Annotated in this window: 11 protein-coding genes and 1 pseudogene; 6 read left to right on the top strand and 6 right to left on the bottom strand. The window is 59.5% G+C overall.

The features are described 5' to 3' along the window. Positions 1–34 precede the first annotated feature (34 nt). From ACWUKX_RS00060 to ACWUKX_RS00035, 6 genes are all read right to left on the bottom strand, one after another. The gene (locus tag ACWUKX_RS00060; protein WP_456002786.1) at positions 35–628 is read right to left on the bottom strand and encodes a cysteine hydrolase family protein; all 594 of its coding nucleotides are present in this window, start codon (positions 626–628) and stop codon (positions 35–37) included. 58 nt (positions 629–686) lie between these two features. Then, on the bottom strand, positions 687–2279 hold the full coding sequence (ggt, locus tag ACWUKX_RS00055) for a gamma-glutamyltransferase (protein WP_456002784.1): 1593 nt from the start codon (positions 2277–2279) through the stop codon (positions 687–689). 35 nt (positions 2280–2314) lie between these two features. Beyond that, entirely contained in the window at positions 2315–3007 is a 693-nt protein-coding gene (locus ACWUKX_RS00050; protein WP_456002781.1) for an ABC transporter permease, read from the bottom strand. Next, positions 3004–3714 (bottom strand): ABC transporter permease, encoded by a 711-nt coding sequence (locus tag ACWUKX_RS00045; RefSeq protein WP_456002778.1) that lies wholly within the window; start codon positions 3712–3714, stop codon positions 3004–3006. Before ACWUKX_RS00045 ends, ACWUKX_RS00050 begins: the two co-directional genes overlap by 4 nt. 74 nt (positions 3715–3788) lie before the next feature. Continuing rightward, a complete protein-coding gene (locus ACWUKX_RS00040) occupies positions 3789–4640 on the bottom strand; it encodes a transporter substrate-binding domain-containing protein (protein WP_456002775.1) in 852 nt (283 codons plus the stop codon). 89 nt (positions 4641–4729) lie between these two features. Beyond that, complete coding sequence (locus tag ACWUKX_RS00035) at positions 4730–5401, bottom strand: GntR family transcriptional regulator (protein WP_456002772.1); 672 nt, start codon at positions 5399–5401, stop codon at positions 4730–4732. Positions 5402–5896: 495 nt separating this feature from the next. Between ACWUKX_RS00035 and ACWUKX_RS00030 the strand changes: the two genes are divergently transcribed. From ACWUKX_RS00030 to ACWUKX_RS00005, 6 genes and pseudogenes are all read left to right on the top strand, one after another. Then, complete coding sequence (locus ACWUKX_RS00030) at positions 5897–6796, top strand: LysR family transcriptional regulator (RefSeq protein WP_456002769.1); 900 nt, start codon at positions 5897–5899, stop codon at positions 6794–6796. Positions 6797–6961: 165 nt separating this feature from the next. Next, positions 6962–7747 (top strand): annotated as a pseudogene (locus tag ACWUKX_RS00025) (phosphotransferase); the annotation flags it as partial. An 18-nt stretch (positions 7748–7765) separates the two neighbouring features. Continuing rightward, entirely contained in the window at positions 7766–9337 is a 1572-nt protein-coding gene (locus ACWUKX_RS00020; protein ID WP_456004030.1) for an aminotransferase class III-fold pyridoxal phosphate-dependent enzyme, read from the top strand. 122 nt (positions 9338–9459) lie between these two features. Continuing rightward, on the top strand, positions 9460–10524 hold the full coding sequence (locus ACWUKX_RS00015) for a polyamine ABC transporter substrate-binding protein (RefSeq protein WP_456004028.1): 1065 nt from the start codon (positions 9460–9462) through the stop codon (positions 10522–10524). 109 nt (positions 10525–10633) lie between these two features. After that, a complete protein-coding gene (locus ACWUKX_RS00010; RefSeq protein WP_456002766.1) occupies positions 10634–11605 on the top strand; it encodes an acetylxylan esterase in 972 nt (323 codons plus the stop codon). A 77-nt stretch (positions 11606–11682) separates the two neighbouring features. Beyond that, positions 11683–12288, top strand: coding sequence for a hypothetical protein (locus tag ACWUKX_RS00005; RefSeq protein WP_456002763.1), 606 nt, complete (start codon positions 11683–11685; stop codon positions 12286–12288). Positions 12289–12336: the final 48 nt, after the last annotated feature.

Below are 12336 nucleotides of genomic sequence, written 5' to 3'. Positions count from 1 at the left end.
GCGAGCCCTGCGTTCAGATGGCGGGCAATCGAGCTCAGGAGCCCGCCAGCCATTCTGCGGTTGTCATGACCCTTGCGAAGCCGGCCGCAAGTGTCGCCGCTGTCCCCGCCTTGACCGCTTCCTGCGTCGCCGTGTCCGACAGGTCGGGGCATCCGGTGGCATCGACTGGGAAGTCGACGAAGAAGTCGAGATCGTGAGCATGCCTCGCGGTGGCTTCGCAGCAGAAATTGGTCATGAACCCGGTCACGACGATCCGGTCTATCGACCTTTCCCGCAGCATCTGTTCCAGACCCGTGCCCACGAAGCAGGAATAGCGCTGCTTGCTGATAGTCAGGGCGCCGGCAGGTATCTTGAGTCTCGCGTCGTCCTCGACCTCTTCGGTGCCGGCGACGAACCCTAGCTCGCCGGCCTCGCCGCTGAAATCGAACATGCGGCCGGCATCCGAGCCATCAGCACGGTGTACGTGGTGTACGCGGCATACATGAACCACGAGATCACCGGCTGCGTGCGCCGCGGACGCGATCGCATTGATGTTGGCGATCGCTTCGGCATTGCCGACACAATGCAAGAGCGAAGCTGGGTCGGTATAGACTTTCTGGACATCGATCTCGAGGATTGCGCGCGCCATGCCATTTCCCTCCTAATGAGCTGAGGCAACTCCGTCCTTGCTGGGGGTCGGAAGCCCCTTAGACTCCGAGGGCAACGCCATCTTTCCTTGGTTCCGATGCACCAGTCAGAGTGCCGTTCTCCCAGTCAATGCGAATCGCTTGCGCGCCACCGATAGGATCCTGTGCCGGAGAAACGGTGAAGCCTCGCCGCTCGAGCTCAGCTCTCGTCGAGCTGTCCAACGTGTGCTCCGCCTCCACTGTCGTTCCGTCGGATGCCGGCATCACGCGCGGTAGATCGATCGCCTCCTGCAGGTCCATTCCGTAGTCGAGGACCTTGGAGATCAGATGGGCATGGCCGAGCGCCTGATAGTAGCCGCCCATGACGCCGAACGGCATTTCCACCCTGCCGTTGCGCGTCACCATGCCTGGAATGATCGTGTGAAGCGGGCGCTTCAACGGTCCGATCAGATTCGGATGGCCGGGCTTGAGCGAGAAGCTCTGGCCGCGGTTATGCAGCACGACGCCCGAGCGAGGCGAGACGAGGCCGGCGCCGAAACTGTCGAAGATAGAGTTGATGAAGCTTACCGCATTTCGATTTCGGTCGACGACCGAGATATAGACGGTGTCGCGATGAAGGGGCATCTCGAAGGGAGGCAGATCGATCAGGGCCTTCTCCAGATCGATCATCGCGGCAAGCCTGTCGGCCAGCGCGTTCGACAGCAACTCATCCGCCGGTACATTCGCCTTGTCCGGATCGGCAATCCAGGCGTCACGGGCGGCATAGGCAAGGCGCGTCGCCTCGATCTCTACATGCAGCCGGTCCGGCGATTGCGGATCCCCCTTGGCTTCGAAGCGGCTCAGGATGTTGAGGATCAGAAGGGCGATAATTCCCTGGCCGTTCGGCGGACATTCATGGATTCTGTAGCCACGAAAATTGGTGGTCACCGGCGCCACGTATTCGCCGCGCGCACTCGCGAAGTCTTCCAGCGTGTGGAGGCCGCCGTGCGAATTCAAATAGGACACCATGTCCTCGGCGACCGGTCCTTCGTAGAAGGCACTACGTCCCTCGGCAGCAATACGTTTCAGCGTTTCCGCCAACTCCGGCTGCCGGTGAACCTCACCGATCTTCGGCGTCCGTCCGCCGGGAAGGAAGATTCGCGCTGCCGTGGCGTCGGCGGCGAGGAGTTCTTGTTCGAGGGACCAGTCGCGGTGGACGCGCGGCGTGATCGCGTACCCCTCGTCGGCAAAGCGGATTGCGGGCACGAACAGCTCGGCGAAGGGGAGTTGGCCATGATCAGCGTGGAGCTGTGTCCAAGCGTCGATCGCTCCGGGAATCGTTACCGCAGCTGGCGACTGGCGCGGCACCTCCGCCAGCCCTCGCTCATCGAACCAGTCGGCGGTGAGTGCCGACGGCGTCCGGCCGGACCCGTTATAGGCGATGACCTTGTCGGAGCCATCGGGCGCATAGAGCGCGAAACAGTCGCCACCGATGCCGGTCGAACCGGGTTCTACGACGCACTGCACCGCGCAGGCGGCAATGGCCGCATCCATTGCGTTGCCGCCGGCTTCCATTATCTGCAGCGCAGTGAGAGTGGCCGAAGGGTGGGAGGTCGCCGCCATCGTATGGCGCGACACGGCCACGGATCGTGTTGGCTTCTCGAAGTTGCGCATTGGTTCATTCTCTTCGTCTTGCCGAAAGGCGTGTCTCAGCCCCGCGCCCGGTAGGGTGTGAGCCAGGTTTCCAGCGCGTTCAGTACCGAGATGATTGTGAAATTGAGCGTGAGATAGATCGCGCCGGCGGCCACGAAGACCTCGACGGCGCGATAGGTCTGGGAAATGAGCCCCTGCGCGATGCCGGTGACCTCCAGCAGCGTGATGATCGAAGCAAGCGACGTGCCCTTGATCATCAGAATGATCTCGTTGCTGTAGCTTGGGATTGCCTGGCGCAAGGCCAGAGGCAGCACGACCAGGCGCAGAGTGAGCAGCCGCGACATGCCGAAAGCCGATGCGGCCTCGACAAGGCCGCGCGGAACGCCCTGTATCGCGCCGCGCAGGATCTCGCTTCCATAGGCCGCGGTATTGAGGCTGAGTGCGAGGATCGCGCACCAATAGGGTTCGCGGAATAGCCACCAGAGCCCGACCGACTGGAGCGACGGACGGAACTGGCCGAGGCCGTAATAGATAAGGAAAATCTGCACGAGCAGAGGCGTGCCGCGAAAGACGGCTACGAAGGCGCGGATAGGCCAGACCAGGACCGAGTGATTTCTCTGCTGCGCAAGCGCGAGCAGCAGCGCCATGACGAAGCCGATGCTGATCGAGGACGCCGCAAGCTGCAAAGTCAGTGGCAGGCCGGAAAGAAGGGTGGGAACAATCTCCAGAAAGAAGGCGAAGTCAATCACGCGCGGACCATGCCCCGCCACGCCCGGGCCTCGCTGTAGCGGAAGACCGAGGCGGTCATGGCCGCAATCACGAAATAGAGCCCCCCAGCAGCTATGTAGAAGATGAACGGCTCTCGTGTAGATCCGGCGCCGATTTGAGCTTGCCGCATCAGCTCGACGAGGCCAATGACCGAAATCAGTGCGGAATCCTTGAGCACCAGCTGCCAGACATTTCCGAGCCCCGGCAGCGCATGGCGCATCAATTGCGGCATGATGACGAAGTACATGGATTGAAATCGGGACAGGCCAAGCGCCTTCGACGCATCAAACTGGCCGCTATCCACGGCCTGGTAGGCGCCGCGATAGACTTCGGCCTGATACGCGCCGGAAATAATACCGAGCGCCAGGACACCCGTTGCAAAAGTCGGCAGTCCGATGAAGCCCGCGCCGCCGAAGAATTCGCCGAGCTGGGTTAGCGCAATGCTGCCGCCGTAGTAGAGCAGATAGATCGTCAGTAGATCGGGCACTCCTCGAAACACCGTGCCGTAGGCGCTCGCGAGCCAGGAGGGGATCCGGCGCGACGACAGCCGGCCAACGGCCGCCAGCGCGCCGAAAACGGCGCCGAGGAGAAAACCGAGGACCGACAACGCAAGCGTGACACCGGATGCGACGAGCAGGGCGGCCCCCCAGCCTCCCTGCGCCAGTGCAAGAATTTGCGTGATGTCCATAGTATGAACTGAAGCCTTTCAGAGCGCTGTCGGCGCAAACGGCCCGCACCGTTCCGCCGGCAGGTCCGATGCACCTATTTGACCGGTGTCACATCCGCCTTCAGCCATTTTTCCGACAGGCGCTTGACGGTGCCGTCGGAGATTGCCCCGTCGATCGCGACGTTCATCATCTCCTTGAGCTTGGTGTCTTCCTTGCGCAGTCCCGCGCCAGTTCCGGAGCCGAACAGGCCGCCGACGAAGCCCGGCCCGGCAAGTGTGAAATCGGCGAATTCAGGCTTTGCGAGCGTCGCGGCGAGCGCTGTCTGCTGTGCGAACAGTGCATCGATTCGGCCGGCCGCCAGGTCAAGGTCATGCTGCTCGGTCGTCTTGTACTCGCGGATTTCTACTGTGTCGGCGAAGTAGGTCTTCAGGAAATCGAGCATTTTCGTCGCCGCCTGGACGCCGACCACCTTGCCCTTCAGCAGCGGCTTCAACTTGTCGATCGCGGCCTTGGACGCAGCTTCGTCGTCCAGTTTGAATTTTTCAGTCGAAACACCGAGTTTCCCGAGCTCGCTGTCCTTGGCGACCGCAAACCCGCCCGGATCGATCGCATAAGGCTGCGTGAAGTCGATGACCTCTAGCCGCTTCGGTGTTATGAACATGCCGGCCATGATCACGTCGAACTTGCCGACCTGCAGCGAAGGGATGAGCCCGTCCCAGTCCTGGGCGACGAAGGTACACTCGACCTTCATCCGGGCGCACAGATCGTTGGCGAGTTCGATCTCAAAACCGTCGAGCTTGCCGTCGGCGGTGGTGAAGTTCCAGGGAGCGTAGGCCCCCTCACTCGCGATGGTGATGGCCTTTGGCGCCTCTTGTGCCTGTGCGGCGTGCATCAAGCCGAACATGCTGAATGCGGCCGCGAGTGCGGCCAAACGACGAATTTTCATATGGTTCCCCTTTTCATGGCTGGTTGTTCCTGCGACCTGCACCCAGTCTCTTCGCCGGTTCGAGGCCATTCCGGTCCGGCCGGCGTTGATCACCGGCTCGGAGTGACGAACTCGGCCAGCATAGGTGCCGTGCCGAGAATGTGTTCCTGCATCACCTGTTCCGCATGGTGAGGCTCGCCCGAACGCAATGCTGCGATCACCGTCGCATGCTCCTCGCGCGCGGAGAGCGGCTTTTCGACGTCATCGAACCAGATGCGCATGTAAGGCTCGATCGCGACATGCAGCGCCGAAATCTGGTGGATGAGCTTGGGCCTCCGGCTCAGCGCACAGATGCGGCCATGGAATTCCTGATGGCGGACTACCCAGTCGCTGCTGCCGCTCCGGCCGGCGCGCTCCATACGATCGAGCAGGCGCTCGAGGTCCTCAAGCTCATCCTCGTCGATCCGCGGCATAGCCAGTCTGACGGCGAGTCCTTCCAAGACAGAACGGATCTCGAAAATCTCGTAAAGCTCATCAACCGTCAGGCCCGCGACGACACATCCCCTATTGGGGCGCAGAACCACCAGCCCGTCGGAGGCCAGGCGCCGAAAGGCTTCTCGCACTGGCATGCGGCTCATGCCGATCTCGGCTGCAATCTCCTCTGGAATGAGCCTGTCGCCCGGTTTGTAGCGACCGAGGCGGAGGGCCTGCTGAATATGCCGGTACGCCTCCTCCTCGGCTGTGACGGATGGGCGCGGTTCTGACGAAAAGGCTGCTGGCATGTGGCCTATGCATTTTTGTATCCACGTATCTATTCCCAAGCTCGACGCTGCGTCAATACCGCCGTCATATGTTATGGTCGGTTGCCAGTATCGGTCGTGGCGCCGCCTGAATCATTCCGTCGATATCGATATCGTGAAACCGAGTTCGCAGCCGGCAGGAACGCCGGATCGGCGGCCTCCAGCTCGCGAGTTTGCAATCATTTCGTGATCTGGATGGTTTGAACATTGTCGGGCAGCCGTGATCGTGGTCGCACCGCAGTTGCGGTGGCAAATGCGAGGTTCTTGGTCCATTGATGGGAAGCGCGGAAGGTGTTGTCGCTGATCATCGGCTGCAAGGATGGGCACTGTTTCAGCCGTATTGCTTCCATCGAGGTTAGCCGGACAATCTGGCTCGATCCCGTCTCCGTGCCGGGATGACGGCTTGCGCCGAAGTTCCATTACCTGCGGACGTCTCCAGGAATTTGCGATCCAGTGCGTTTGGTGCAATCTGCACGCATGAAGATATCGGGGTCCGATCTCCATCTGTTTCGTGTCTTTGAAAGCGTGGCGCGCAATGGCGGCATATCCGCAGCACAGATGGAGCTGTCGCTTAGCCAGCCTACGATCTCCAACCATCTGACCGCGCTTGAGCAACGGCTTGGCGTGAAGTTGTGTGAACGGGGACGCCGCGGGTTTTCGCTGACGGAGGAGGGGCGGCGGGTTTACGAAATCTGTACGGAAATCACCGGGATGCTGGACGCCGGTTCGGCCCGGCTTTCGCGTGTTAGAAGCGCTTTGGCGGGAAAGGTCGGCGTCGGGGTTGTCGACTGCTTGGCGACCGATCCAAGTTTCCGGATTGCTGACGCAATTTCCGAGCTTTCCAAAGCTGCGCCGGAAATCGAGCTGGATCTCAAGATCATGCGGCCGAACACCATAACAAAGGCAGTGGCGGAAAACGACATAGACATCGGAATAGGCGGTTCCGACATCAAAGTTGCGAGCCTGCAATATCAGATCCTGTATCGGGAGGAACATTTGGTGTTTTGCGGAGCAACGCATCCGTTGTTTCACCGAGAAGAAGGGGCGATTACGAGTGCCGAATGTTACGGCTACCCCTGGGTTCATAGAGGCTATTGGCACGGGATTCGGCGCCGCCGTCTCGACAACTCTGCGGCAAACCGCGTGACGTCTGATATCGAGGCGCAGCTTTTGATGGTTCTGTCGGGTGCCTACCTGGGGGTTCTGCCGACACATTATGCGAGTTTGTTCGAACAGCAGCGGCGTCTGCGTCGACTTCCCATAGCCGATGAGGCCTATTTCGCCGACATTGAGGTCGCCACGCGCGCAGGTGAACAGGCTGCCAACGTCGCCTATGTCCGCGACACGATCATCAAGGCACACCGGATGCATTTGTAAAAATCAATGTATCGGTTCTCTGAATGATATTCTTGCCGCGCCGGCGGGGGTCTAGGCTCTAGCACGGCTTGCGATGCGCAGGACAAAAATGGCGCCCCTGCCGGATGTGCAGCAGCGACTTGGCCTCCGCGTCGAGCGGTCTGACCTTGGCTTCAGGGGTGTGGAATGAGCGCAGATACTCTGCTGCTTCGCAACCTTCCCGATTTTTCGCTCGAAGCGACAAGGCGCGTGGTCGAAAGCCGTTATGGGATCGAGGGGACGTACAGGCAACTCGCTTCCGAGCGCGATCTATCGTGGCGGATCGAGGGCACCGATGGTCGCGCCGTCGTCGTCAAGATATCGAATGCAAGCGAGCCTGAAGGCGTCGTGGATATGCAGGTCAAAGCCCTGACCCATATCTCCGAGCGCGATCCGGCTCTTCCGGTGCCTCGTGTTGTTCCTTCGCTCGCGGGTGCTGCCTATGAATGGATCGAGGACGAGCACGGCTCCCGGCATATGATCCGCGTGCTTACGTTCCTTTCAGGCGAAGTCATGGAGCGGGTCGAGGAAGCGTTTTCCGCCCGGACTCGGTTCAACATAGGGGCGCTCGTAGGGCGACTCGCCTACGCGCTTCGCGATTTCTTTCATCCATACGCTGGCAGCAATGTGCACCTCTGGGACATTTCACGTGCCCTCACCTTGCGCCCGCAGATAGCAAAGATCTCCGACGTCAGGCTTCGGCATTTGTGCGAGGCGATTTTCGATCGCGCCGAGCGCTTTACCGTTCCGCAGTTGCTGAGGACACGACGGCAAGTCGTGCATCAGGATTCGCATGGCGGCAATATCCTTGTCGATCCAAGTGACAGTACATCGCCGGTCGGTATCATCGATTTTGGCGATATGGGTTACAATTCCATCGTTGCGGACATTGTGACCGCGTCCGAGACATTCTCGAAATTCGATGACGATCCGATCGCCTACCTTTGCGACGTGACATCAGGCTTCGATTCGACATGCCCGCTTGAAGAAAATGAGATCGATCTCATCTTCGATGCGATGCTTCTGCGTCTCGCGATGGCCACTGTCATCGTCGAAGCGAGAGAAGCTACTGATGAATCCGGCATCGCGCACATCGAAGACGCCAGCCATTATCCTCGAATGATGGAGTTGCTGAGCCGGCAAGGTCGCGCACAGGCAATCCGCCGGCTGCGTCACGCATGCCGGTTTCCGGTGTATGGCGCCATGCGCAACGATGGCGAGCGTCTCGCGGAGGACTATGACGCGCTCAGGCATGAGCGCGAAGCCCACCTGGGACCGATCTGGCATTTCTACAGCAAGCCGCTGCACATCACGCGCGCTCGCGGCGCCTGGATGTATGCCGCCGATGGCACTCCGTACCTGGATGTCTACAACAACGTCCCCCAGATCGGACATTGCCATCCGCATGTGGCGAAGGCGATCTGGCGCCAGGCCAGCGCGTTGAACACCAATACGCGGTACATGTGCGACGTGGCGGTCGAGTACGCAGCGCGCCTTACCGCCGACCTGCCCAATCATCTCGACACCTGCATCTTCGTCAACTCGGGCAGCGAAGCCAACGATCTGGCGATGCAGATAGCCATGTCGCTCAGCCGGCACGATGGCGGCCTGATCATCGACCAGGCCTATCATGGCTGCACCGAACTGACGACGGCGCTTTCCAATGAAAGCTGGCGTCACCTTCCCCCTCCCGAGCATCCCAACCGGATCGAAACTCTGATGGCCCCGGACATGTACAGCGGCCCTTACGCCAACGACGCTCAAGCAGCAGAGAAATATGCGGCCGACGCCGACCGGGCGATAGCCGCCTTACGCGAAAGAGGCCATAGGCCGGCGGCATTCATGGTGGACACCGCCTTGTGCTCGAGCGGGGTGCTGCGGGCGCCTGAAAACTATTTCAATCTCGTTGCGGAAAAGGTTCGTTCAGCGGGCGGCTTCGTCATCGCGGACGAGGTGCAGGCCGGGTGTGGCCGCATGGGAACCTTTTGGGGGTTCAGGGCAAATGGGCTCAACGACGAAAATATTGACTTCATAACGATGGGTAAACCGGTCGGAAACGGCCACCCTCTGGGCGTCGTCATTCTCGGCTCGGCGCTCATGAAGCAGTTCCTCAATGGCACTTTTCCGCTGTTGTTCAGCACCTTTGGCGGCAACACCGTCGCATGCGCGGCCGGCATGGCCGTGCTTGATGTCATCGAGCGAGAAAAACTGATCGGGCGGAGCGCCGAGACAGGCGAGTATCTGCGGCAAGAACTGCGTCGCCTGGCTGAACGGCACAAAATCATCGGCGACATACGCGGCCGTGGGATGATGACCGGCGTCGAGCTGGTGACCGATCGCCTCACCAAAGAGCCGGCAATTCAGCAGACGGATCGGCTCATCGAAGACATGCTTGGCCGAAACATCCTCATAGGGAAAGCGACGCCCAACACCCTCAAGCTGCGCCCGCCACTGATCTGGTCGCGAAACGAGGTCGACATTTTTGTCAGCGCTTTTGACGGCAGCTTGGGAAGGCAGCAATGAACCCTGCCGGGTCCCACCTGGAATGATCTCGAGAGGAACACCTGACCTGCCGGCAGAATGGCAGGCTGAACCAAGACAGGAGAAACTTCATGAAGAAACAGCTTTTCGGACTGGCTGTCACGATGACGGCCGCGCTGATTTCCACTGGCATCTCGTTGGCGCAGAACAAGGTCGTAAACATCTACAATTGGTCCGATTATATCGACACTTCCATCCTCGATGATTTCACCAAGGAGACCGGTATCAAGGTCGTCTACGACGTCTTCGATTCGAATGAGATTCTTGAGACCAAGCTGCTAACCGGCGGATCCGGCTATGACGTGGTGGTTCCCGCCGGACCATTCTTGGCCCGCCAGGTTCAAGCCGGCGTGTTCCAGAAGCTCGACAAGTCCAAGCTGCCGAACCTTGGGAACATGTGGCCCGAAGTCATGAAACAACTGGCGAAGTACGATCCCGGCAACGAACATGCCGTCAACTATATGTGGGGCACCACTGGCATTGGCTATAATGTCGACAAGGTAAAGGCAGCGCTTGGCGATGTGCCGATCGACAGCTGGGACGTGCTCTTCAACCCCGAGAATGCAGCCAAACTGGAAAGCTGCGGCATCAATATCGTCGATGCCCCTGACGAACTCTTCGCGATCGCCATGAACTACCTCGGCAAGGACGGTGACAGCAAGAAAATCGAAGACCTAGAGGCCGGCGGCGAGGTCTACGCGAAGATCCGCCCCTATGTCCGAACCTTCAATTCGTCGGCCTATATCGAAGGCCTCGCCAATGGCGACATCTGCATCACCATCGGCTGGTCAGGCGACATACTGCAAGCGAAGAACCGCGCCGAGGAGGCAAATAACGGAATCACGATCAACTATCTGATCCCGAAGGAAGGCACCTTAATGTGGCTCGACAATCTTGCCATTCCGGCGGATGCAAAGAATGTCGAGGAGGCGCACGCGTTCATCAATTACCTGATGAAGCCGGAGGTCATCGCCAAATCGTCCAACTATGTGCATACGGCCAACGGCAATCTGGCCTCCCAGAAATTGCTCGACGATGCGGTGTTCAAGAACCCATCCGTCTATCCGGACGAGGAAACGCTCGAAAAGCTGTTTACGACTTCACCATACGGGCACAAGGAGCAGCGCGTCCTCACCCGCCTCTGGACCAGGATCAAGACGGGCAGCTGAGCGGGACAGCTATGTGGCCGCTACCGCCCGATCCAAGGGTGCCGCGCGTGTAATCGGGCGCCGCACAGTAGATTGCCAGCATTGCTTCTGATTCACACCTGGAGGGACAATGCCGTTCCAAGATCTGATCCAGCCCGAATTGGGCGCTTATGTCAGCAGTGTCGCCATGCCGGGCGACTTTGCCCAGTTTTGGACATCGACGATCGCCGAGGCCCGCCAGGTCGGCGGCGAGGTCAGCATCGTGCAGGCGCAGACAACGCTCAAGGCGATCCAGTCCTTCGACGTCACGTTTCCGGGATTTGGCGGTCATCCGATCAAAGGATGGCTGATCTTGCCGACGCATCACAAGGGGCGGCTGCCTCTCGTCGTGCAGTATATCGGCTATGGCGGCGGCCGCGGTTTGGCGCATGAGCAGCTGCATTGGGCGGCGTCAGGGTTTGCATACTTCCGAATGGATACGCGCGGGCAGGGAGGCGACTGGAGCGTGGGCGAGACCGCCGATCCGGTCGGCTCGACCTCTTCCGCTCCCGGCTTCATGACGCGTGGCGTACTGGATAAGAATGACTACTATTACCGGCGCCTGTTCACCGACGCAGTGCGGGCGATAGATTCTCTCGCAGGGGAGGACTTCGTCGACCCGGAACGCATCGCGGTTTGCGGAGACAGTCAGGGCGGCGGTATTTCGCTCGCCGTTGGCGGCATCGACCCGCGCGTCAAGGCCGTAATGCCTGACGTGCCGTTTCTGTGTGACTTTCCGCGCGCCGTGCAGACTGCCCTGCGCGATCCCTATTTGGAAATCGTTCGTTTTCTGGCCCAGCATCGTGAAAAGAAGGCGAAGGTCTTTGAGACGCTCAACTATTTCGACTGCGTCAATTTCGCCCGGCAGTCCAAGGCGGCAGCGCTGTTTTCGGTGGCCCTGATGGACGAAGTGTGCCCGCCCTCTACGGTTTATGGCGCGTTTAACGCTTATGCGGGCGACAAGACCATGGTCGAATACGAATTCAACAACCACGAAGGCGGGCAAGGCTACCAGGAGCGCGAACAGATGGCGTGGCTCAGCAAGCTGTTCGGTGTCCGCTGACGATATCGGCTCAGCATTGGGCTTGGCTGCTGTCGCAGGCCTAACGCTTCTGGCTGAATACATGTTGGCGAAGGTGGATGCCCCCTATCGATGTTGAAACCAACGGCGTCGAGGTTGCTGCATTTAACTCAACGCGTGGCCGGCCGATCCATACACCCAAGGCTCGTTGCTTGCCGGTTCGAGCATACTCCCGTTGTTTCGCACTGCAGCTTGCAAACGTAACTCTTGAGCGGATGGCGGAGTTTGTGGAAAATACCACAGCATTCGATGAAGGTCACAATGAAGGGTTGCGTGGGTTTCTCGACTCAGGAGGTCACTGCCCGGACAGTATCAGGCCAGCCCATTGGCATGTCGTTCCAAGCGACGAGCGCAATTTTGTTCTGGGCGACGCTGGTACCTTTGCTGTTACTTCGTCGGGTTCTATTTGTCCGTTGATCGGGATATCCAGTGATTGGTATGAGGTTTATCTACCGATTAGCCCGTCCATGACTGTTGTGGGTACTCGTCACAGTGATCGTCCAAAACTGGATGTGACGGAAATTGTGACGGGATCAATATCGACTTCATATGAAGAGTTTTACGCAGAAGTCTATTCGCAGCACCTTGAGGAGAGAGCGTCAAAGGAAATCAATACCGCTAACGAACTTATTAGTTCGACGGCTCTTAGAGCCTTTCGCATTTAGGTTGACTTGTATCCGGCGTTTTCGATGTAGTTTCGGCATTCCAGTGGG

This window comes from Mesorhizobium sp. f-mel (assembly GCF_053850215.1).
The sequence above is the reverse complement of the archived record's forward strand: the minus strand, read 5'-3'. Positions and strand labels throughout refer to the sequence as shown.

What these genes read in the sequence shown, in the direction of transcription:
- ACWUKX_RS00005 (WP_456002763.1), top strand. Translation starts at nt 11,683, where the DNA reads ATGCCCCCTATCGATGTTGAAACCAACGGCGTCGAGGTTGCTGCATTT.
- ACWUKX_RS00015 (WP_456004028.1), top strand. Translation starts at nt 9,460, where the DNA reads ATGACGGCCGCGCTGATTTCCACTGGCATCTCGTTGGCGCAGAACAAG.
- ACWUKX_RS00010 (WP_456002766.1), top strand. Translation starts at nt 10,634, where the DNA reads ATGCCGTTCCAAGATCTGATCCAGCCCGAATTGGGCGCTTATGTCAGC.
- ggt (WP_456002784.1), bottom strand. Translation starts at nt 2,279, where the DNA reads ATGCGCAACTTCGAGAAGCCAACACGATCCGTGGCCGTGTCGCGCCAT.
- ACWUKX_RS00045 (WP_456002778.1), bottom strand. Translation starts at nt 3,714, where the DNA reads ATGGACATCACGCAAATTCTTGCACTGGCGCAGGGAGGCTGGGGGGCC.
- ACWUKX_RS00060 (WP_456002786.1), bottom strand. Translation starts at nt 628, where the DNA reads ATGGCGCGCGCAATCCTCGAGATCGATGTCCAGAAAGTCTATACCGAC.
- ACWUKX_RS00030 (WP_456002769.1), top strand. Translation starts at nt 5,897, where the DNA reads ATGAAGATATCGGGGTCCGATCTCCATCTGTTTCGTGTCTTTGAAAGC.
- ACWUKX_RS00040 (WP_456002775.1), bottom strand. Translation starts at nt 4,640, where the DNA reads ATGAAAATTCGTCGTTTGGCCGCACTCGCGGCCGCATTCAGCATGTTC.
- ACWUKX_RS00035 (WP_456002772.1), bottom strand. Translation starts at nt 5,401, where the DNA reads ATGCCAGCAGCCTTTTCGTCAGAACCGCGCCCATCCGTCACAGCCGAG.